Origin of the sequence: Labedella populi, assembly GCF_004078655.1 — a bacterium.
In the GTDB taxonomy this organism is placed as follows: Bacteria; Actinomycetota; Actinomycetes; order Actinomycetales; family Microbacteriaceae; genus Labedella; species Labedella populi.
Genome location: NZ_RZNC01000009.1, coordinates 38,235 through 57,679, shown reverse-complemented (window position 1 = coordinate 57,679; position 19,445 = coordinate 38,235). Strand labels below are relative to the sequence as shown.

Below are 19,445 nucleotides of genomic sequence, written 5' to 3'. Positions count from 1 at the left end.
CGTCGCCCGACCATCATTCCCGCGGATGATCTGCGAGTGCATCTTCCGAGTGGCATGCAGACATCGTTAGAGTCGCGACCATGACAGCTCGGGTGGTGACGATCGGGAGTATCGCAGCCACTGCAGCGGTTTCCGTGCTCCTGCTCGCCGGGTGCTCAGCGGGTCCGGGGACCGATGGGACGAGAGAGGCCGTGCACCTGGGCGTCCGCGCGATTCCCGTCACGACCTCCGACGATATGGACGATTTCGCCCTCGCGGCCTCGCGGGTGAACCGCGGCGGAACGCTCATCGATGTCGATGTCGTCGAGGGGGCGAAGCGCGGAGACGTGATCGGGACGTTGTACTACCAGGTCGGCGTCCCGCGGGCCGAGTTCATGGGGGCGGCGACGGGCGAGCAGCTGTACGCGTGTTACAGCGTCGAGTTCGACTTCTGGGGCCCGCGCGGCGACTTCAACCACTACAGCTACCTTCACGAATACCCGTGTCCGACCGAAGGGGCGATCCCTGCGATCGACCTCGAGACCGACTACGGGAAGGAGACGCGGATCCTTCCGGCACCGAACGCGGCCGACGCGGCCATCGAGGTGTTGCAGCAGCTTCCCACCGAACCGGGAGACCCCGCGCTGATCGGCGGAGCCATCGCCGCGCTCTTCGATGCGTCTGGCTCCACCTCGTGGCTTCCCGTCGAGAACGCACCACCTCGAGTGGTGGTGAACGGCGGTGACGTCGGCGTCGCGATGGGCGACGAGAACGAATGCGTCCTCGTCGCGCGCGTCGGCGGGGTGACAGAGCAGAAGTCGATCGCTCCCGTGAAGCTGCGGCCGGGCGAACTCGGCTGTGCCCCGGAGTCCGCGCTCGCGAGCGATGAGGCCCGATCGAGCCCGCACTGACTGCTGTGCAGGGAAAAGAGGTCCGCTCGTCGGACGTCATACTCCGAACGGGAAGCCGACTGCCGCGGAGCCGGGTCGGAGCCGCACGGCGCGTCGAGCGGACGCCGGGGCCACGATCGAGCTCAGTAAGTCATGGCCGATGCGGCCGACCTCGTCTCGGTGCGGCACACGCTGCGTCAGCTCGTCAACGTGAAGGGCGACTGACGCGGCCGCCACGGCGAACCGTGCGGCGGCGTCGGGCGGCGAAGCCCGCGGCGTTGATCGCGACGATCGCGGGCATCGTGATGAAGAGTCCGAGCAGCCCACCGATCGTCGTGATCGCGACGTTCACGACGAGGGTCACCGCCACGAGCACGACCATGACGGCGAGGAATCCGCGCCGGCCCGTCACGGCGAACGCCAGAGCCGCGGCGATGAGCAGGACCCAGCGGGCGATCGGCTCAGCGAGCGTCCACGGGTAGGGAACGTCGTAGATGGAGAGGAAGGCTGCGACCAGGAGCAGCGCACCGCCCACCGCGATGAGCGCGGGACTCGGCGCGCGCGGCACGATCACCCAGGAGGGGAACTCGTCGGCGGGATCCGGAGGCCCGGTCCGCTCGTCGTCGAACACGATGTAGCCGTCGGGTGCGGTCGAGGCGTCGCCGGGAGCACCGGCGCGTTTCCGGGAGAGGAGCACGTTCCGCGCCTCGACCGCCTCGCGGAAGGCCTCGGCGCTCCCGCCGTCGACGTCGGGGTGTGTCCGCCGCGCGCGCGCCGCGAAGGCGTTCGTCACCTCGTGGGGCAACGCCTCGACGTCGACGCCGAGCACCTCTGCCGCGCGTTCAGGGCTCACGCCGTCAGGCTACGTCCGATCCGCCCGGAAAGGCGAGGGCCGCGGAATCAGTCTCCGTGCGTGCCGGTCACCCGAGCGGCGAGGTCCAGGACATGAGCACGGAGCGGAGCGCGGGCACGCGCTCGGTTTCGATCGTCGACGAACCCCACGAGTTCGACGTCCGGCGAGGCCTCGAGTGTGCGCAGCCACTGCCGCCCCATGCCGACCGCCCCGACGAGCACGACGCGCACGGGCCGGGACGGATCGAAGGGCCGGATGTTCGCAGTCGGTCCCGGAATCACGTCGAGCGGATCGGGTTCGTTGCAGCGCCGTCGAGCCACAGCTCGCGGGAGGCACCGCTGTGGGTGCCGCCCGTGCCGACGTGTGTGTCGGAGATCGTCGTACCGTCAGTGATCACCTTGTACAGGGCCATCGCGTGCCCGCGACCAAGACCGTAGTCCTCGGCGAGCCACGCGATCACCTCGGCGGCCTTCGTGCCGGGAACCGCGATGCCGCGCTCGGCACCCCGCGTGACCGAGAGCCGATCCCCCGATCGCGACTAACGTAGCAGTACTTGGATAAGTACTTCTGTCGGCTAAAGAGGGGACATGGAATGTCGAATCACCTGTGGGGAGTCCCGGTGTGGATGTGGGCCGTCATCGTGGCCGTGGGGCTCGTCGTGGCGGTCGTGACGATCGTCCGTGCTCGTCGTCGAGTCGTCGAGTCGTCGAGTCGTCGCTCGCCGCGCAGCGTCCGGCGCCGCGCGGTCCTCCTCGATCGGCAAAGCCGTGACCCCGCCGCAGTTCCGCGTCTTCCGAGACGACGGCGCTACCGACGACGCCCGGGACGGCGACACTTCGCGGGAGACCACCGACTGACGTGCCGCCGGCCGCTCAGCCGGCCCGGCGCTGCGCGACCAGCGGGCACTCGAACGGGTCGCGCTCGCCGAGGCCCACCCGGTTGATGTAGCGGACGACGATCGCGTACGACGTGAGGAGTCCGACCGACATGTAGGGGACGTCGTGCGTGCGGCAGTACTCCTTGACGATCACGGCAGCTCGCCGCAAGTGGGGACGCGGCATCGAGGGGAAGAGGTGGTGTTCGATCTGGTAGTTGAGGCCGCCCATCGCGACGTCGACGATGCGGCCACCGCGGATGTTCCGACTGGTGCTCGTCTGGCGACGGAGGAAGTCGAGCCGGCCGTCCTTCGGCACGATCGGCATGCCCTTGTGGTTGGGCGCGAACGACGCTCCCATGTAGAAGCCGAAGACGCCGAGCTGCACGGCGAGGAACGCCGCCGCCATCCCCGGGGACAGCACGGTGAAGACGAGCACGGGAAAGCCGACGAGCCGCACCGTGAGCATCGCGATCTCCCACCAGCGTCGTTCGACGTACTCGCGTGCGACGACACGGCGCACGCTCGACGCGTGCAGGGAGACGCCCTCGAGCAGCAGGATCGGGAAGAAGAACGCCCCCTGGTGGGACATGACCCAGCGGCTGATCGGGTTCTTGCCCTCGCGGGCACGCTCCGGCGTCACGGCGATGACGGGGAGCTCGATGTCCGGGTCGGCGCCGAGCTTGTTGGGGTTCGCGTGATGGCGGGAGTGCTTGTGCCGCCACCAGCCGTAGCTCATCCCGACGATGAGGTCGCCGACGATGAGACTCGCCCAGTCGTTGGCCCGCCCCGACACGAAGATCTGCTTGTGCGCGGCGTCGTGGCCGAGGAACGCGACCTGCGCGAAGAGGACGCCGAAGACGGCGGCGGTCACGAGCTGCCACCACGACTCGCCGATCCAGACGAAGACGCCGAGCGCCGCGAGGACCACGAGCGGGAGCCCGATCAGCTTCGCCCAGTAGTAGCCGTATCGGCGGCGGAGGAGACCCGCTGATCGGATCTGTTCGGCGAGCGCCGTGTAGTCGCTCGTCCCGCGGGAGCCGGTCTTTCGCCCCGCGGCCCGCCCTGTCGTCGGGATCACTGCATCCGTCACGTCACGCACCTCGCCTCGTCGTGGACTGCTCCCGGGGTCTGGGGGAGAGGAGATTCCAGTACACGTGAGCGGGGAGGTCGATCGGCAGGCCTTGCGGAACCTGCTCGCCGTGTGCTCGAGGCAGAGGCGTTGCGTTCAGGGGCGTCCGTGCGGGTCGAGCTGGTTGATCGTCGCGACAACGGACTCGTAGTCGCCGCGAGCCTCGCCGTAGCGGAGGAACGTGACGTTCTCGACCTGGATCTCCGTCGCATCCGGCTGCGTCTCGATGAGCTGCATCACCTCGGCGATGAAGTCCTCGAGGGGCATCGCGAAGTCGCTCTCGGCCTGGCCGGGCATGAGGTCGGTGCGCACCGACGGCGGCTCGAGCTCGAGCACGCGCACGCTCGTTCGCGCGAGCTGGAGGCGGATCGACTCGCTCAGCATGTGGATCGCCGCCTTCGACGCGTTGTAGCTCGGAGTCACACGGAGCGGAGCGAACGCGAGCCCCGACGAGACGGTCATGATGGTCGATTCCGGACGGCTCTGCAGTTGCTCGATGAACGCCGCGATGAGGCGGATCGGGCCGAGGATGTTGGTCGTGACGATCTGCTCGGCCGTGTCGAGGAAGCCGTCGGCCCGCGTCCAGTCCTCGACGCGCATGATGCCGGCCATCGGGATGAGGACGTTCACGTCGGGGTGCTCCACGATGACCTGTCGGGAGACCGTCGCGATGCTCTCAGGGTCGGTCGTGTCGATGCGGTAGGCGTGCAGACCCGGGTTCTCCGCCGTGATGCGTTCAAGGAGTTCGGTTCGACGCCCGCCGATGATGACCTCGTTGCCCTTCGCTCGGAGTGCGAGTGCGAGCGCGAGACCGATTCCGCTCGTAGCGCCCGGGATGAAGATGGTGTTTCCGCTGATGTTCATGGTCTGAGCCTCCCGCCGCTGCGGAGGCGCTTCAAGGGAGCGCATGTCGGGGGATCGGTGGTCCCTGGCTCACGGCAGGGTCCGGGACGATACTTCAGGAGTGAACCGTGACGCGCTCGCCGAATTCCTCCTCAGACATCGCGACGCCCTGCGCCCGGCGGACGTCGGTCTGAGTGCGGGACCGCGCCGCCGCACGCCGGGGCTGCGCCGCGAAGAGGTCGCGCAACTCGCCGCGATGTCGACCGACTACTACACGCGCCTCGAGCAGCGTCGGGGTCCACAGCCGAGCACGCAGATGCTCGCGTCGATCGCTCGTGCGCTCCGACTGAGCCCCGACGAGCGCGACTACCTCTTCCGCGTCGCCGGCCACAGCGCTCCCGATCGGGCCGCGACCACGGACTACGTCGCCCCGGCTCTCCTCCGCGTGCTCGATCGCCTCGTCGACACCCCGGCGCTCATCCTCAACCTGCTCGGTGAGACGCTCGTGCAGAACGACTCCGCCCGAGCGCTGTTCGGCGACGTGAGCCACCTCACGGGACTCGAGCGCAGCTCCGTGTACCGCTGGTTCCTCGATCCCGAGCGGGAGCGGGCGCACTACCCGGCGGACGATCACGACCGGCAGAGCCGCGCCAACGTCTCGTCGCTCCGCGCCGCGTATGGCGCGATGGGGGTGCAGTCGCGCGCGGGCGAGCTCGTGCGTGAGTTGCTCCGCCGCAGCCCCGAGTTCTCCCGGATCTGGGACACCCAAGAGGTTCGGCGGCGCTTCGAGGACCACAAGGTGCTCATCCATCCGGAAGTGGGTGCGATCGAGGTCGACTGCCAGGCCCTGCACACGGAGGACGAATCCCAGGTCCTCCTCGTGCTCACGGCTGCCCCGCGTTCCGAGTCCGAGGAGAAGCTGGGGCTCCTCGCGGTCATCGGCACCCAGCAGTTCGCGGACCGCACCGCCAACCCCTGACGTCGCCGCCCCTGATGCCGCCGCCCCTGATGCCCTGGGCCACTGACGCGGCCCATCCACAAGGTGACGACCGATCGGACGAACTCCTGTCGGGTCGGGCGATAACCTCTCCGCATGCGTTCAGCGCCCGTCGTCATCGTGATCGCCGTGGTGATGAGCCTCGCCGGATGTTCGTACGGATCGCCCGTGCCGGACACGAGCGTGTCCGTTGGGTGCAGTAGTTCCCCGGTATGCGAGGAATCCCTCGACGTCGACGAGATGCTGGCCCAGTGGGAGACGAGCGTCGCGGCGCTTGATCGTCCCGCGGGTACCAGCATGGTGCGGCCCGACCCGAGCGATCTCGGCGGTGGCGATCAGGCGTTCGACCTGCATTACGGGGAGTCGATTGCCTACAGTCAGTGGTTCTGCCTGTGGGAGGGGGAGTGGCTGGCCCAGGCCGATCCGTCGTCACCTGAGGCACAAGCGGCGATGGTGCGCCTGCGATCGTTCTTCGAGACGCCGACCTTCCGCGAGGACTACGGCGGCGACATCGGCCTCGTCACCATGGTGGAAGACGCTGCCGAGGGAGATCCCGAGCGATTGCAGCGCGACTTTGAGCTGAACTGTTCGGAGCCGGTGATGGGCGAACAGTGACGGAGCCCCGGCCTGCGACGATGGAAGCATGGCCCGTTCCCCGATCCGCATGAGCGCCGTGGCGTTCGCCCTCGATGTCGTGCTCGTCGTCGCATTCGCTGCGCTCGGGCGCGCGACTCACGACGGCGATGTGCTCGGCCGGTTCGGAGCGGGGCTGGCCGAGACGACGTGGCCGTTCCTCGTGGCGCTCGCCGTGGGGTGGGTGGTGTCCCTCGCGGTGCGCCGACCGGCCGCCCCGCTCCGCACCGGCGTGCCCGTCTGGCTCGTCACGGTCGGGGGTGGGATGCTCCTCCGAGTCGTGAGCGGTCAGGGGGCGGCGATCGCCTTCGTCATCGTCGCGACCATCACCCTCGCACTGCTGCTGATCGGCTGGCGGCTCCTCGCCACCCTCGTCGGTCGGCGTCACGCGAGAGCCGCCCGCTGACGGATCGGATACCACTCATCGAGTCCCGCCCTCCGGCGCGCGGTCCTTGCCGATCCAGCCCAGGTGGGTGTGGGTGAAGGCGTCAGGGCGCTTGAGTCCGTATCCGAGCGCACGGTCGACCGCGACATGGAACGCCCACGCCGACGCGGAGAGCATCGTCCACAGTCCCACGGTGGGCGCCTCGGACCAGGTGAGAAACGCGACCACGGCGAGGGCCGCAGGCCAGACGTAGGTGTGGACGGCGTTGTAGGCGGCGGCGCCGGCCCGCGTGGACAGCAGGTACCCGAGCTGCGAAAGGTCGAAAAGCAGGAACGCGGCGAGCGGGACCCACCACCAGGTGGGGGCGATGACCACGATGGCGACCATCGAGAGCACGATGATGAGTCCGCCCTCGAGTCGCTGGAGGAGCTCGGGATTGGTGAGGCGGGCCCTCTCGACCGAGTGGTCGGCGTTCGGGGCGGTCGTGCGGGGAACGGGTGTTGTCGTCATCCAGCTATCATCGCTCGCCGTAAAGCTAACGTCAATAGCCCGATGGTTAACTAAGCTGTACGCAGACCACCGACGGAGAGGCGCACCACCGCATGCCGAGAGCCGGACTGACGGAAGACACCGTTGTGGCGCGCGCCGCCGAACTGCTCGAAGGCAGCCCCACGGCGGAGCTCACCCTCGCGGCCGTGGCTGAGAGCCTCGGGGTGAAGACACCCTCGCTGTACAAGCACGTCGACGGCCTGCCGGGATTGCGGCGCGGCATGATGATCCGTGCGAAGCGCAGTCTCGGCGCCGCGCTGGCTCGCGCGACGATGGGCCGGTCCCGCGACGACGCCGTCCAGAGCCTCGCGGCGGCCTACCGGCAGTGGGCGCTCGAGAATCCGGCTCAGTACGGGCTCACGGTGAGCGCCCCCGACCCCTCTGACGACGCCGACCGCGCCGCGAGCGAGGCGGCGCTGGAAGTGCTTCTCGCGGTGCTCGCCGGTTACGATCTCCGCGGCGACCATGCGATCGATGCCGCGCGCTTCCTGCGGTCGGCCCTCCACGGCTTCGTGAGCCTCGAGACCTCCGGGGCGTTCCGGCTCTCAGCGGATCTCGAGAGGAGCTACACGAAGCTCATTGAGAGCGCGGTCGTCTCGCTCTCAAAGTGGAGCCAGTCCTGACGTCAGCCGTCGCCCGGGCGGCCCGGACCGGCTCGGTACCGGCCCGGCTCAGTACCAGTTGTTGGCTTGCGAGTGCGACCACGCGGAGCACGGCGTGCCGTAGGCGCGGTCGATGTACGACAGCCCCCAGGCGATCTGCGTCGAGGCGTTCGTGCGCCAGTCGGATCCGATCGTCGCCATCTTGCTACCGGGGAGCGCCTGCGGAATGCCGTAGGCGCCACTCGAGGCGTTCTCCGCCGTGTACGACCAGCCGGACTCCTTCTGCCAGAGGTTGCTCAGGCAGGAGAACTCGCCGTCGCCCCAGCCGTACTCGGAGGAAGCCATCGACCGCGCGGTCACCTTCGCGCCCTGCGGCGTGTTGGCCTGTGCGAGGGCCTCGGCGGCAGCGGCGGCCGCTTCCTCCTCGGCCTTCTTCTGGTCGAACGCCTGCGCGGCGGCCTTCGTGTCGTTCATGACGTCGACGACCTGCCGGGTGAGGTCGACCACGGTCTCAGAGTCGAGGGACTCGTACGCGCCGAGCTGATCCATGGTCGCGGTGAGTGTGGTCGCATCGACCTTGCCCTCGGCGTCCTCGGCCACGACGGCGGCCGTCTCGAGGACCTCGACGGCCTTGTCCTCAGCGTGAGCGGTGGCGATGCCGGCGTAGACACCGAGCTGGTCGGAGCGGAGTCCGCTCGTCGCGTCGAGCTGCGCAGTGGAGGCCGCGAGCTGTTCGCTCATCGTGCGGTCGTTGATCGCGAAGCCGGAGCCCGCGCCGAGGCCGACGAGCGCGACGGTCGCCGCGACGGCGAACCGCCGACGGCGGGTGCCCGAGCGAGTGGCGCGGCGGGCGGCACGTGTGACCGGGGGGAGGGGAGACAGCGGAGTGGTGCGGGGGGTTTCGTGGCGCATGCGTTACGTGTGATTCTTCTCGGTCGGGGAACGATCGGCGCGGGCGAGTCGGGGCTCGCGGCTTCGGGCCGTCCTCGTTCCGGACGTTCGGTTCGGATGAGTGCGTATCGGGTCGTGCGTTCGGGTTGACGGGTTCGTGCCTGGGAGCGCAGTGAACAGCCCCAGCGGGCACAAGTCAGCAAGCCTGAGGGGTCAACCTGGCAAACCTCGGGTCACTTCCTGGCAATCGCCTGAGCGAGGCGGCGCGGCGCCGTGACCGGTAGGCCTTCGAAAGAGACGAATGTCAGGCCGAGAGGACGTGCCTGGAGGCATTGAGCGTGGCCGCGTCCTCGCTCCAGAGATCGACGAACCGGGAGGCGAGAGTGCCTTCGAGGCCCGCGAGGGAGGAGACGGCGAAGATCACCGCGGCGGCCCGCTCCGGCGCGTCGGCGGCGAACCCGGATGCAAGCGCCGCCGTCCACGCCTCGGCCGCGGCCTTCACGGTCGAGTAGTTCGCCGTGTTGCGGTGCGGCTTGGTGGCAGAGGTCGACGAGACGATCGCGAGTCGGCCCGCCGGCGACGCGACGAGGTCGGGGTAGAAGGCCCGGCTGACGTGGCGGAGGGCGGTGAGGGACGTGGCGAGCGCGTCCCAGTCGACGTCCGACTGCCCGGGGATGCCGTCGCCGCGGCGGAACCCGCCGACGAGGTGGAGAATGCCGTCGACGGGACCGATCGATTCGCGCACCTGCGTCGCGAGCTCGTCGACGGCCGCCTCGTCCGTGAGGTCGACGAGTTCGGTCGAGATACCGGGCACGCTGTCGGCGAGGGCGTCGAGCTTCGCGCGGTCCCGTCCCGTCGCGATCACGCGCGCGCCGGCATCGACGAGGGCCTGGGCGGCGGCGAGGCCCGCGTCGCTCGTCGCGCCGGCCAGGAGAACGATCCGATCCGTCACGCCAGTCATGCGGCCACCCTATCCTCGGGCGCTCGTGGTTCAGGCGCGCGGAGAGGAAACGGGTTCGGACGACAGGAGCGCGGCGAGAGTGTCGTCGACAGGGGCATCGGGATCGTCGAGGATCGTGATGAGCCCTTCGAGCCAGCTGATCATCGTCGCCGTTTGGGCGAGCCAGAGCACGTGGACGGCCCGCCGGTTACGCCAGACGCGAGCGTCCTCCGCGAGCTGCGCCGACGTATCGAGCTTGTTGCGGAGTGCCCGCTCGCGCCGCCGTTGGAACGTGATCTCGGCCTCGATCAGGTGTCGGGCGGTCGTCTCGTCGAGGATCCACATCGACAGCAGTCGCATGACGACGTCGTCGCGGATGGTGTGATCCGGCTCGTCCTGCGTGAGCCACCGCTCGAGCTCTGCACGGCCGTCATCGGTGAGTACGTAGTTGGTCGCTCGCCGTTCCGTCCGCTCGCTGACCTCGATCAGCCCGAGTTTCTGCATCTTCGTGAGTTCCGAGTACACCTGCGACGGGCTGGCATTCCAGGCGCGTTCGTCGTGATCGTTGAAGATCGCGTTGAGCTCGTACCCGTTCTTCGGAATGCCGCGCGACAGCGCCGAGAGGATCGCGTGTCTGAGTGCCACGGTGGACTCCTTTCCCTCTCGAGAACATTACTGGCCGTCGAATTCATACGTCGGGATCACCGGTGAATGCTGTCCCCTAGTTCTGGAGGGTCGCCGTTTGATCGACGATCGCCCGGGCTTCGGGCGACGGCCGGATTGTTTCGAGTTCGTGTCGCTTTTCGCCGATGTAACACCGGCGAAACAGTAGACCGGTATGACATTACAATTATGGAGTATAAATCCATCACACATAACCGGTTCTTCCGGTTCGTCGTCGGACGGCTCGCCTTCACAGCGGTCACGGCGATCTTCGTCGCGGTCGTGGTCTTCTTCGCCATCCGACTCATACCCGGCGACCCGGCCCTGCTCATCCTCGGGCTCGACAGCTCACCGGAGGAACGAGAGGAGCTGCGCGGCGTCATGGGGCTCGACCGTCCCCTGATCCTGCAGTTCGTCGATTGGGGCGTGCGCGTTCTCGGGGGAGACCTCGGATACGCCTACAGCCAGTCGCGGGACGTGCTCGACGTCGTCGGTCCCGCGCTCACCAACACCCTGCTCCTCGGAGGAGCCGCGAGCCTCATCGCGGTCGTGATCGGCGTGGTGATGGGCAACCTCGCGACCTCGCGCTCACGAGCGCTGCGCCGCATCACGGACTGGTTCGAGGCGATCTTCCTGTCGGCCCCGCAGTACACGGTCGCGCTCATACTCCTCATCGCCTTCGCCGTTCTTGTTCCGGTCTTCCCCGCCGGGGGGCTCAGCTCGCGCGGCTCCGACGGTCCCGGTGCGCTCGCGCTGCATCTCGCCCTCCCGGCGATCAGCCTCGCGCTCGCGCCGGGCGCCCAGATGGCGCGCTCGCTCAAGACCTCGATCAGCACGCTGCAGTCGACCGAGCTTCTCCCGGCACTCGAAGCGCGCGGACTGTCGTCCTGGCGACTCGCCGTGCACAGCCACCACAACGCGCTCCCCCCGATGATCACGGTGCTCGGTATCCAGGTCGGCGGGATGCTCGGCGGCGCGCTCTTCGTGGAGCAGATCTTCAGCATCCCCGGCCTCGGGGCGCTCATCGTGCAGTCGGTCAATCTGCGCGACTACCAGCTGGTTCAGGGCGTCGCCTTCGTCATCGCCATCATCTTCGTCCTCGTGCTCCTCGCGGCCGACGTGATCAACGCTCTCCTCGATCCCCGTATCCGAGTCGGAAAGGTCTGACGATGATCACCGATCCCCGAACGACGTCCACGTCGGCCGTCGCTCCGACACCGACGTCTCCCCCTGGCCCCGGTGGCACGGGGCTGGCTCCCGAGCAGGTGCGCTTCGTGCGTCGTCGGCTCCTGTCACGCATGCCCGTGCGCTCGCGCGTCGCCCTCACGGTCGTCGCCGTGATCGCGCTCGTGGTCGTCCTCGCCCCGGTGCTCCCGTTCGCGAACCCGTACTCCGGAGACCTCGGAGCGCGTCTCCTCGGATTCGGTGAGCAAGGGCATCTCCTCGGGACCGACACACAGGGACGCGACCTGCTGTCCCGACTGGTCTACGGAACGCGCACCTCCCTCATCGCAGGCGTCCTCCCGATCATCATCGCGACGATCATCGGTTTGGCCATCGGCGTGACCGCCGGCTTCTCCGGTCGCCTCGCCAACCTCCTTCTGATGCGGGTCGTCGACGTCCTGTTCGCCTTCCCCGGCGTCCTGCTCGCGCTCCTCCTCGCGCTCACCCTGGGCAACGGTCTCGGCACGCTCATCCTGGCGCTCACCGCCGTGTGGATCGCCCCCGTCGCGCGCATCGCGGAGACCGAGGTGGTGCGCGTGAAAGAGCTCGATTTCGTGACGGCGGCCCGGTCGAGCGGAGCGGGCATGGGGTCGATCCTCCTGCGCCAGATCCTCCCCGTCGCGGTCCCGGCCGTCGCGGCGTACTCGACCTCGCTCGTCGGGGCGAACGTCGCAATCGCCGGCGGCCTCGGGTTCATCGGCCTCGGCGTCCCGTCGCCCCAGGCCGAACTCGGCTCGATCCTCCAGGAGATGCAGGCCGCGATATACACGAATCCGTCGCTCGCGCTCGCTCCCGTCATCGTGATCCTCGCACTCTCGGTCATGTTCCCGCTCGTCGGGGACGGCATTCGGGACGCCATCGCCGGTCGCGGTCGGGAGTCCTGATGAATGATCCCCTCCTCGCGCTCGGGACCGCCGGCTCCCTGCCGGCCGACGTCCCTCTCGCGCTCGACGCCACCGACGTCACCGTGAGCTTCGCGGGTCACGGCCGTTCGGCCCGAACCGTCGTCGACCACATCGGCCTCGGGCTCGAGCGATCCCAGGTGACCGTCCTCCTCGGAGAGTCCGGCAGCGGGAAGACGGTCTTCGCCCGCAGCATCACCGGGATGGCGCCTCACGGCGCGACCGTCACGGGCCGGTCCCTGTTCGACGGACGGGACCTGCTGAGGACCGCGGCGTCGACGCTCCGGCAGGTGCACGGTTCGCGGATCGGAAGCGTGCCTCAGGACCCGAACGCGTCGCTCGACCCCATGCGACGGATCGGGTCGCAGATCATGGAGACCCTTCTCCAGCATCGAGCCGTGGCCGATCGCCGCTCGGCCCGTCTCCGTGCGCTCGAACTCCTCGACCTCGTGGAGATCCGCGATCCCGATCGGGTCTTCCGCTGCTATCCGCACGAGGTGTCCGGCGGCATGCGCCAGCGCATCGCGATCGCGATCGCCGTGAGCTGCGACCCGGAACTCGTCGTCGCCGATGAACCGTCGAGTGCTCTCGACGCGTCGGTCGGCGTCCGCATCGTCGAACTCCTCGACGGCCTCCGCACGCGGCTCGGCACAGCGATCCTCTTCATCACACACGACATCGGCATCGCCGCGCGCATCGCGAGCGCCGATCACGATCGCGTCGCCGTCATGCTCTCGGGTCGCATCGTCGAGCTCGGCCGGGCGTCCTCGGTGCTGACCCGACCGCTGCACCCCTACACCCGTGCCCTCATCGACGCGGAGCCCAGCGCCGACGTCGAGCGCGGACGCCTCGCCGTCGTGTCGGACGAGCTCCGCACGCGCAGGGAGTGGGGACCCCTCGTCGAGGTGGAGCCCGGGCACGCCGTGTCCTCGTCGGTCCTCGAGGAGACGTCGACGAGATCCGCTCGAACGGGCTCCGCCGCTGCAACGGAAGGAGGCGCATCGTGACAGTCGTCCTCTCGGCCCACGGCGTCCGCAAGACCTACTCCGGCTTCACCGCCCTCGACGATTGCTCATTCGAGCTCCACGCCGGTCGGACGCTCGGCGTCGTCGGCGAATCCGGCAGCGGGAAGTCGACACTGGGGCGGATCGTCATGAGACTGCTGCAACCGGACGCGGGAACGGTCGAGCTCGGAGGCACCGACCTGTTCGGCCTCCGCGCGACGCCGCTCCGGACGGCGCGACGCCGGATCCAGCTCGTGCCACAGGACCCGCGTCATGCGCTCAACCCGGCGATGACCGTCGGCGACAACCTGCGATTCCAGTTCGCGGCGCAGAGGCTGCCCCGAGCGACGTGGACGGCGCGCACGAACGAGCTGCTCGATCAGGTGGCCCTCACGCGCGACTACGTGCACGCCTGGCCGTACGAACTCTCGGGAGGGCAGGCCCAGCGCATCGCAATCGCGCGGGCGATCGCCGGTCGCCCCGACGTCCTGGTGTGCGACGAAGCCGTGTCCGCACTGGACAAGTCGGTGCAGGCCCAAGTCCTCAACACATTCGCAGACCTGCAGAAGGAGATGGGCGTCGCCCTCCTCTTCATCAGCCACGACCTCGCGGTCATCGACCACATCAGTGACGACGTCCTCGTTCTGAACCGCGGCATCACCGTCGAATCCGGTCGCACGCGCGACGTGCTCGGCGACCCGCAGGACGCGTACACGCGCGAACTGCTGGCCGCCCGATCCGTCGTCGGGGTGCCCTGAACGACCGCTCCATCACGGAACACCACCCCCTGCCTCACCGCACCCACCCTCAAGGAGTGACATGCAGCACACCTCACGCCGCTCGCGCCGCCTGCTCGGCGCCGCAGCAGGCACCATCGTCGCCGCGTTGGCGCTCGTCGGCTGCTCCGCCGGCGGCGAATCGGCTCCGGACGAACAGGAGCTCGTTATCGGCAGCCAGATGGCGTCGCTCCCGAGCCTCGACACGGGAGCCATCACGCTCGCCGGCTACGAGGGACAGCGCCTCATCGGCAACCTCGTCTACGAGGGCCTGACGAAGCGCGACGTCTCGGACCCCGACGCCGCGGCCGGCGTCGCTCCTGCGCTCGCCGAGTCCTGGGAGATCAGCGACGACGGGCTCACCTACACGTTCGCGCTCCAGGAGGGTGTCACGTTCCACGACGGCACCGACTTCGACGCGGACGCCGTCGTCTACAACGTCAACCGGTACACCGACGAGAACGACCCGCACTACGACGCGGCGGTGGGCACGTACTACGCCGTGCTCGCCTACGTCGAGTCCGTGGAGGCCGTCGACGACTCGACAGTCGCATTCACCCTCAACGAACCGTTCGCATTCTTCCTCGCTGACCTCTACAACGTCTACTTCGCGAGCCCGGAGTCGCTCGATGCGGACGGGAACGAGGGGCAGGCGAAGAACCCGGTGGGGACCGGGCCGTTCGTCTTCGACGAACTCACGGAGAACCAGTCGATCAGCTTCACGCGGAACGACGACTACTGGGGTGAGGCCGCCGAGCTCGACCGCATCAGCGTCGAGCTCATCCCCGACCCCGCGGCGCGCACGGCGGCGCTGCGTTCCGGACGGGTCGACTGGATCGAGGCGGCGCTCCCCGACGATCTCGCCTCCCTGGAGGACGCCGGCTTCGTCTCGACCGGGAACCCATTCGATTGGGAGTGGTCGTGGCAGCTCTTCACGGACGTCGCGCCCTTCGACGACATCCGCGTACGACAGGCGATGAACTACGCGATCGACCGCGAGGCCATCGCGAACGACCTGCTCCATGGAACGGCGGTGCCCGCGTACCAGTTCTTCGCCGAGGCGAGCCTGTACTACGACGAGGCCGACGATCTGTACAGCTACGACCCGGAGATGGCGAGATCGCTCCTCGCCGAGGCGGGCTACGCGGACGGGCTCGACATCACGGTCGGCTACATCACTGCCGGGTCGGGTGCCATGCAGGCGAAGGCCATGAACGAGGCCCTCCAGTCGCAGCTCGCCGAGGTCGGCATCAACGTCACGCTCGACCCCGTCGACTTCTCCGGCATGTACGCGGCTCTCGGCGAGGGGAACACGGGCTGGAACGCGGCGAACCAGGCATTCAGCCTCGAGCAGCCCTCGAGCTGGAGCTGGTCGATGCTCTGCGGGACCAACTACTTCGGATACTGCAACGAGGAGTTCGACGCGCTGCACGCCGAGGCGCTCGTCACGAGCGACGATGCCGAGCGGGCGGCGCTGCTCACCGAGGCCGGACGCCTCCAGACCGAGGACGCCGGGTGGATGTACGTCGTCAACGACACCGCCCCCCGGGCGATGGCCTCCTACGTGAAGGGCTTCGAGCAGCCGAAGAGCTGGTGGATCGACTTCACGAACGTCTCGATCGAGGAGTAGCGCTTTCCCGCGTTCCCCTCATCGTCCCCGGCCGGGTCGACTCTTCTCGGAGTCGGCCTGGCCGCTTTCGTGTCGGGCAGGAACCCGGACGTCGTCGGTGGGACCGATCGCCTCGCCGAGGTGACCGGGAAGGGCGGCCGGGCTGGACCGTGTCGTCGACGGGCCGTTTCGTCGGACACCTGGCCGTCGCCCTCTCCGTCGTGGATGTCGTCGGGCAGAGCCGTCAGGCCCGCTGTCCGCCCCGACGACGGTTCTGCGGGCGCTCGCGGTCGACGACAGCCGTGAGGAGCGCACCCAACGTGAAGAGGGCGGTGAGTCCGACCGCCAGCATCGACCCGAGGGTCGGCCGACCCGCAAACGTCGTCGCGGTGAGCAGCGGGTAGAAGACGATGAGCGCGAGGCCCATCCCGATCGCGGAGCCGACCCGCTGACTGAACTGCAGCAACGAGCCCGCGACGCTCGAGCGGTAGTCGGGAATCGCGGTGAGCGAGCGCCCCTGATTCGCGGGACCGACGAGCGCGGTTCCGAACGAGGACACGAGTAGTACTGCGGCGATGACGACCGGAGCCACGGTGACGGGCACCGTGCCGATGGTGACGGAGATCGCGGTGAGGCCGACGACGCCGACGGCCGTGCCGATCAGGACGGGACGATTGCTGGTGGCCGCAGTGAAGCGCCCGGCGACCCACGACCCGACGATCATGGACAGGGCCGCCGGCAGCATCCACAGCGAGGTCTCGAGGGGGGTCTGGCCGGCACGCTGCTGCAAATAGAGGGTGATCATGAGTGTGCTCGCCGTTCCGGCCGCGTGCATGAATCCCGAGATGAGCACGCCGGCCGGCAGGTGCCGGAATCGGAAGAGTGCCGGGTCGACGAGCGGTTGGACGCCACGCCCCGTCAGTCGGCGCTCGTAACTGACGAAGGCCCCCGCCGACGCGAACCCGAGCGCGACGCTCGCGAGCATCCACACGTGGGGCGGCGTCGTCGAGGAAATGACGGAGACCGGCGCGATGGTGAGGATGACGGCCGGGACGAGGAGCAGTGCTCCGACGAGGTCGAACCCGCGCGTGCGATCGCTCGGCGGCTCGCGGAGGATGCCGATCGCGAAGGGGAGGATGACGGCACCGAGAGCGACGTTGATCCAGAAGAGGACGCGCCAGGCGTCGTCCCCGGGCACCCACTCCATCACGAAGCCGGCGAGGAGGGGACCGAACGTCGATGTCACGGCCGTTGTGCCCGCGAGGATGGCGAGGGGCTTCGTGCGTGCCTGCGGTGGGAAGAGGCGCTGGATGAGGCCGAGGACCTGCGGCATCAGGATGCCGGCACCGGCGCCCTGGACGATCCGCCCTCCGACGAGCCAGCCGGCGTCGGGCGCCAGGGCACAGAGCGCACTCGCGAGCACGAACACGGACGCGCCGACGAGGAAGACCGTCGATCGAGGCAGGATGTCGCCGAGCCGCCCGGCCGGAAGGAGGAGGACGGCGTAGGCGATCGTGTACCCGACGAGCATGAGCTGGATCGTCGTCTCGGATCCTCCGGTGGACTCCTGGATGGCCGGGAGGACGACTCCGACCTTGGAAACGTCGAGGATGGTGAGGGCAGCGGTCGCGACGAGGAGCGCGAAGATCGGCCAGGCACGGGGATGGATCGGGGGCGCACTGCGTTCCGTGACGAGCTGTGAGACCACGGGTCCTCCCGGTGGATCGATTTAACGCGACGGAAACGCTCGTCGGATATAACAATAGTGGACTATCAAACGATAGTAAGACTTGAAGGGTTGGAAAAGTAGATGAACGCTCTCGCACCCGTCGCCGACACCGCTGTCCTCATGATCGACATGCAGAACATGTATCTCGAACAGGACAAGCGCGACCGATTCGGCTGGCCGCCGATCTTTCGCTTCGACGAGGTCGTCGCGGCATGCGCCGAGCTGCTCGAGGAGGCGCGGTCCCAGGGCCTTCCGATCATCTACACGCGGCAGGTCCAACGCGCCGACGGCGCCGACATGACCCCGAGCATGCGCAAGCTGCGCGCGTCCGTGCCGGCCGCGGAGGAGGAACTCGTCGACACCCGGCCGGACGGCTGGGCGTCGGAGATCCTCGACGCGGTCGCCCCGCAGCCGGGCGACATCGTGCTCGAGAAACTGCGGTGGGACGCGTTCTTCCGCACGGAGCTGGATGTGATCCTGCGCAACCTCGGTGTCCGCCGACTTCTGGTCGCGGGTTTGCAGACGAACGTCTGCGTCGAGACGACATCGCGTTCGGCCATGATGATGGGCTTCGAGGTGGCCGTCCCCGACGATGCCGTGTCGACCGATGGCGAGGCGCTGCACGTCGCCGCGCTCGACGCGATGCGGGTCCTCTACGTCGAGGTCGCGCCCTGGCGCGAACTCCTCGCCCCGGGTGCCGCGTGGGACCGTGCCTTCACGACGCCGTCCTACGGCCGTGTGATGCCCGTCGCCCCCTGACGGGGCGCGAGGTCAGCACCGTATCGACCGCGCCGCGTCCAGGGGGTGGAGGTCGTGCGTCGGGAGTCGTAGCGTCGGAGGCATCATGAGCAGCGAAACGAGAACCCAGTCGGCCGTCGTCTACCAGGAGACGGGGGACGCCTCCGTCCTCCACCTCGTCGAGCGCGACGTCCACGAACCGGGCCCGGGCGAGGTGCGCGTGCGCGTCGTCCGCTCCGGTGTGAATCCCACCGACTGGAAGTCGAGAACGGGTGGCGGACCCGGCCAGCGGCTGCCCTTCGGTGAGGTCGTCCCGAACCAGGACGGCTCCGGCGTCGTCGACGCGATCGGCGAGGGGGTCGACGGCTTCGCCGTCGGCGACCGCGTGTGGACGTTCCTCTCGGCGCAGGAGCGGCCGACGGGCACGGCGCAGCAGTTCACGATCCTCCCCGTGAACCGGATCGCTCCGCTTCCCGACTCCGCGTCCTTCGACGTCGGCGCGAGCCTCGGCGTCCCCGCCGTCACGGCGCACCGGGCGCTTACGGTCTCGGAAGACGGCCCGCGGCGGCTCGCCCCGGGCGCGCTCGACGGTCGCATCGTGCTCGTGTCCGGGGGTGCCGGCGCCGTCGGACACGCTGCGATCCAGCTCGCGCGCTGGGCCGACGCGACCGTCATCACGACGGTGAGCGGGCCCGAGAAGGCCGAGCTCGCGCGAGCGGCAGGAGCGCACCACGTCGTCAACTACCGCGAGGACGACGCGGTGGAGCAGATCCGCTCGATCGCACCCGACGGCGTCGACATGGTCGTCGAGGTCGCGGTCGCCGCCAACCTCGAACTCGACCAGTCGGTCCTGAAGCCCCGCGGGGTCGTCGCGAGCTACGCGGACGGCGGCGGCGACACCGTCGAGGTCGCCATCCGACCCAGCATGGTCCGCAACACGCGCCTGCAGTTCATCCTCATCTACACGATGGGAGCCGAGGCGCTCGCGGCCGCCGCGGAGGACGTCACGGCCGCCGTCGCGGCGGGCGCCCTCGAGGTCGGGGAGGAGAACGGGCTGCCCCTCCACCACTTCCCGCTCGAGCAGGCCGCGGACGCGCACCGCGCCGTCGAAGCGGACACCGTCGGAAAGGTGCTCATCGACCTGGAGTGACGCGTGCGGTGGCAGCGTGGGGCGTGTGGTCGTGCCGCTGCCGACACTCATCCGGCGGACTCGATTCCGTTTCGTAACAATC

General features: G+C 68.9%; 23 protein-coding genes. 13 read left to right on the top strand and 10 right to left on the bottom strand.

The window, feature by feature from the left end:
• Window positions 1-80: 80 nt before the first annotated feature.
• Complete coding sequence (locus tag ELQ92_RS15910) at window positions 81-890, top strand: hypothetical protein (protein WP_128500298.1); 810 nt, start codon at window positions 81-83, stop codon at window positions 888-890.
• Between the two features lie 184 nt (window positions 891-1,074).
• On the opposite strand, the gene ELQ92_RS15905 is transcribed toward ELQ92_RS15910, so the two are convergent.
• The 3 genes from ELQ92_RS15905 to ELQ92_RS15895 are packed head-to-tail and all read right to left on the bottom strand — an operon-like array spanning window position 1,075 to window position 2,212.
• Window positions 1,075-1,722, bottom strand: a complete 648-nt coding sequence (locus ELQ92_RS15905) for a J domain-containing protein (RefSeq protein ID WP_128500297.1) — start codon at window positions 1,720-1,722, stop codon at window positions 1,075-1,077.
• 47 nt (window positions 1,723-1,769) lie between these two features.
• Entirely contained in the window at window positions 1,770-2,003 is a 234-nt protein-coding gene (locus tag ELQ92_RS16770; RefSeq protein WP_128500296.1) for a hypothetical protein, read from the bottom strand.
• Window positions 2,000-2,212: a DUF4287 domain-containing protein gene (locus ELQ92_RS15895; protein WP_128500295.1), complete on the bottom strand. Its 213-nt coding sequence runs from the start codon at window positions 2,210-2,212 to the stop codon at window positions 2,000-2,002. The genes ELQ92_RS16770 and ELQ92_RS15895 overlap by 4 nt, the downstream gene beginning before the upstream one ends.
• 190 nt (window positions 2,213-2,402) lie before the next feature.
• Between ELQ92_RS15895 and ELQ92_RS16385 the strand changes: the two genes are divergently transcribed.
• On the top strand, window positions 2,403-2,579 hold the full coding sequence (locus tag ELQ92_RS16385) for a hypothetical protein (RefSeq protein WP_166426825.1): 177 nt from the start codon (window positions 2,403-2,405) through the stop codon (window positions 2,577-2,579).
• 15 nt (window positions 2,580-2,594) lie between these two features.
• Here the strand turns inward: ELQ92_RS16385 and ELQ92_RS15890 are convergent, their stop codons facing one another.
• A complete protein-coding gene (locus ELQ92_RS15890; RefSeq protein WP_128500294.1) occupies window positions 2,595-3,698 on the bottom strand; it encodes a fatty acid desaturase family protein in 1,104 nt (367 codons plus the stop codon).
• Between the two features lie 126 nt (window positions 3,699-3,824).
• Window positions 3,825-4,592 (bottom strand): SDR family oxidoreductase, encoded by a 768-nt coding sequence (locus ELQ92_RS15885; protein WP_128500293.1) that lies wholly within the window; start codon window positions 4,590-4,592, stop codon window positions 3,825-3,827.
• Window positions 4,593-4,692: 100 nt separating this feature from the next.
• Here ELQ92_RS15885 and ELQ92_RS15880 point away from each other — a divergent pair, with 100 nt between their 5' ends.
• The 3 genes from ELQ92_RS15880 to ELQ92_RS15870 all read left to right on the top strand — a co-directional run bounded on the left by ELQ92_RS15880 (window position 4,693) and on the right by ELQ92_RS15870 (window position 6,607).
• Window positions 4,693-5,550 carry a helix-turn-helix transcriptional regulator gene (locus tag ELQ92_RS15880; protein ID WP_128500292.1) on the top strand — a complete coding sequence of 286 codons (858 nt, stop codon included), beginning with the start codon at window positions 4,693-4,695 and terminating at the stop codon, window positions 5,548-5,550.
• A gap of 114 nt (window positions 5,551-5,664) precedes the next feature.
• Window positions 5,665-6,183, top strand: a complete 519-nt coding sequence (locus ELQ92_RS15875; RefSeq protein WP_128500291.1) for a hypothetical protein — start codon at window positions 5,665-5,667, stop codon at window positions 6,181-6,183.
• Between the two features lie 28 nt (window positions 6,184-6,211).
• Window positions 6,212-6,607, top strand: a complete 396-nt coding sequence (locus ELQ92_RS15870; protein WP_128500290.1) for a DUF3054 domain-containing protein — start codon at window positions 6,212-6,214, stop codon at window positions 6,605-6,607.
• 15 nt (window positions 6,608-6,622) lie between these two features.
• On the opposite strand, the gene ELQ92_RS15865 is transcribed toward ELQ92_RS15870, so the two are convergent.
• On the bottom strand, window positions 6,623-7,096 hold the full coding sequence (locus ELQ92_RS15865; protein WP_128500289.1) for a DUF4260 domain-containing protein: 474 nt from the start codon (window positions 7,094-7,096) through the stop codon (window positions 6,623-6,625).
• Between the two features lie 92 nt (window positions 7,097-7,188).
• Here ELQ92_RS15865 and ELQ92_RS15860 point away from each other — a divergent pair, with 92 nt between their 5' ends.
• Window positions 7,189-7,758 (top strand): TetR/AcrR family transcriptional regulator, encoded by a 570-nt coding sequence (locus ELQ92_RS15860; protein ID WP_128500288.1) that lies wholly within the window; start codon window positions 7,189-7,191, stop codon window positions 7,756-7,758.
• A 48-nt stretch (window positions 7,759-7,806) separates the two neighbouring features.
• Here ELQ92_RS15860 and ELQ92_RS15855 read toward each other — a convergent pair whose 3' ends face one another.
• The 3 genes from ELQ92_RS15855 to ELQ92_RS15845 form a co-directional block, all read right to left on the bottom strand.
• Window positions 7,807-8,649, bottom strand: coding sequence for an aggregation-promoting factor C-terminal-like domain-containing protein (locus tag ELQ92_RS15855; RefSeq protein WP_128500287.1), 843 nt, complete (start codon window positions 8,647-8,649; stop codon window positions 7,807-7,809).
• Window positions 8,650-8,932: 283 nt separating this feature from the next.
• Entirely contained in the window at window positions 8,933-9,589 is a 657-nt protein-coding gene (locus ELQ92_RS15850) for an SDR family NAD(P)-dependent oxidoreductase (protein ID WP_128500286.1), read from the bottom strand.
• Between the two features lie 30 nt (window positions 9,590-9,619).
• Window positions 9,620-10,213, bottom strand: a complete 594-nt coding sequence (locus ELQ92_RS15845) for a PadR family transcriptional regulator (protein ID WP_128500285.1) — start codon at window positions 10,211-10,213, stop codon at window positions 9,620-9,622.
• Window positions 10,214-10,420: 207 nt separating this feature from the next.
• Between ELQ92_RS15845 and ELQ92_RS15840 the strand changes: the two genes are divergently transcribed.
• From ELQ92_RS15840 to ELQ92_RS15820, 5 genes are all read left to right on the top strand, one after another.
• Window positions 10,421-11,398 (top strand): ABC transporter permease, encoded by a 978-nt coding sequence (locus ELQ92_RS15840; RefSeq protein WP_166426824.1) that lies wholly within the window; start codon window positions 10,421-10,423, stop codon window positions 11,396-11,398.
• Window positions 11,399-11,400: 2 nt separating this feature from the next.
• Window positions 11,401-12,339 (top strand): ABC transporter permease, encoded by a 939-nt coding sequence (locus ELQ92_RS15835; protein WP_128500283.1) that lies wholly within the window; start codon window positions 11,401-11,403, stop codon window positions 12,337-12,339.
• The gene (locus tag ELQ92_RS15830) at window positions 12,339-13,364 is read left to right on the top strand and encodes an ABC transporter ATP-binding protein (protein WP_128500282.1); all 1,026 of its coding nucleotides are present in this window, start codon (window positions 12,339-12,341) and stop codon (window positions 13,362-13,364) included. Before ELQ92_RS15835 ends, ELQ92_RS15830 begins: the two co-directional genes overlap by 1 nt.
• Window positions 13,361-14,119, top strand: a complete 759-nt coding sequence (locus ELQ92_RS15825; protein ID WP_128500281.1) for an ABC transporter ATP-binding protein — start codon at window positions 13,361-13,363, stop codon at window positions 14,117-14,119. Before ELQ92_RS15830 ends, ELQ92_RS15825 begins: the two co-directional genes overlap by 4 nt.
• A 61-nt stretch (window positions 14,120-14,180) precedes the next feature.
• Window positions 14,181-15,767, top strand: coding sequence for an ABC transporter substrate-binding protein (locus ELQ92_RS15820; RefSeq protein WP_128500280.1), 1,587 nt, complete (start codon window positions 14,181-14,183; stop codon window positions 15,765-15,767).
• Between the two features lie 223 nt (window positions 15,768-15,990).
• Here ELQ92_RS15820 and ELQ92_RS15815 read toward each other — a convergent pair whose 3' ends face one another.
• Window positions 15,991-17,454: an MFS transporter gene (locus tag ELQ92_RS15815; RefSeq protein ID WP_166426823.1), complete on the bottom strand. Its 1,464-nt coding sequence runs from the start codon at window positions 17,452-17,454 to the stop codon at window positions 15,991-15,993.
• Between the two features lie 102 nt (window positions 17,455-17,556).
• On the opposite strand from ELQ92_RS15815, the gene ELQ92_RS15810 reads away from it, so the two are divergent.
• Window positions 17,557-18,234, top strand: coding sequence for a cysteine hydrolase family protein (locus ELQ92_RS15810; RefSeq protein WP_128500278.1), 678 nt, complete (start codon window positions 17,557-17,559; stop codon window positions 18,232-18,234).
• A gap of 85 nt (window positions 18,235-18,319) precedes the next feature.
• Window positions 18,320-19,363 carry an NADPH:quinone reductase gene (locus ELQ92_RS15805; protein ID WP_128500277.1) on the top strand — a complete coding sequence of 348 codons (1,044 nt, stop codon included), beginning with the start codon at window positions 18,320-18,322 and terminating at the stop codon, window positions 19,361-19,363.
• Window positions 19,364-19,445: the final 82 nt, after the last annotated feature.

What these genes read in the sequence shown, in the direction of transcription:
- ELQ92_RS15865 (WP_128500289.1), bottom strand. Translation starts at nt 7,096, where the DNA reads ATGACGACAACACCCGTTCCCCGCACGACCGCCCCGAACGCCGACCAC.
- ELQ92_RS15860 (WP_128500288.1), top strand. Translation starts at nt 7,189, where the DNA reads ATGCCGAGAGCCGGACTGACGGAAGACACCGTTGTGGCGCGCGCCGCC.
- ELQ92_RS15885 (WP_128500293.1), bottom strand. Translation starts at nt 4,592, where the DNA reads ATGAACATCAGCGGAAACACCATCTTCATCCCGGGCGCTACGAGCGGA.
- ELQ92_RS15855 (WP_128500287.1), bottom strand. Translation starts at nt 8,649, where the DNA reads ATGCGCCACGAAACCCCCCGCACCACTCCGCTGTCTCCCCTCCCCCCG.
- ELQ92_RS15820 (WP_128500280.1), top strand. Translation starts at nt 14,181, where the DNA reads ATGCAGCACACCTCACGCCGCTCGCGCCGCCTGCTCGGCGCCGCAGCA.
- ELQ92_RS15835 (WP_128500283.1), top strand. Translation starts at nt 11,401, where the DNA reads ATGATCACCGATCCCCGAACGACGTCCACGTCGGCCGTCGCTCCGACA.
- ELQ92_RS15910 (WP_128500298.1), top strand. Translation starts at nt 81, where the DNA reads ATGACAGCTCGGGTGGTGACGATCGGGAGTATCGCAGCCACTGCAGCG.
- ELQ92_RS15830 (WP_128500282.1), top strand. Translation starts at nt 12,339, where the DNA reads ATGAATGATCCCCTCCTCGCGCTCGGGACCGCCGGCTCCCTGCCGGCC.
- ELQ92_RS15840 (WP_166426824.1), top strand. Translation starts at nt 10,421, where the DNA reads ATGGAGTATAAATCCATCACACATAACCGGTTCTTCCGGTTCGTCGTC.
- ELQ92_RS15850 (WP_128500286.1), bottom strand. Translation starts at nt 9,589, where the DNA reads ATGACTGGCGTGACGGATCGGATCGTTCTCCTGGCCGGCGCGACGAGC.
- ELQ92_RS15810 (WP_128500278.1), top strand. Translation starts at nt 17,557, where the DNA reads ATGAACGCTCTCGCACCCGTCGCCGACACCGCTGTCCTCATGATCGAC.
- ELQ92_RS15805 (WP_128500277.1), top strand. Translation starts at nt 18,320, where the DNA reads ATGAGCAGCGAAACGAGAACCCAGTCGGCCGTCGTCTACCAGGAGACG.
- ELQ92_RS15870 (WP_128500290.1), top strand. Translation starts at nt 6,212, where the DNA reads ATGGCCCGTTCCCCGATCCGCATGAGCGCCGTGGCGTTCGCCCTCGAT.
- ELQ92_RS15875 (WP_128500291.1), top strand. Translation starts at nt 5,665, where the DNA reads ATGCGTTCAGCGCCCGTCGTCATCGTGATCGCCGTGGTGATGAGCCTC.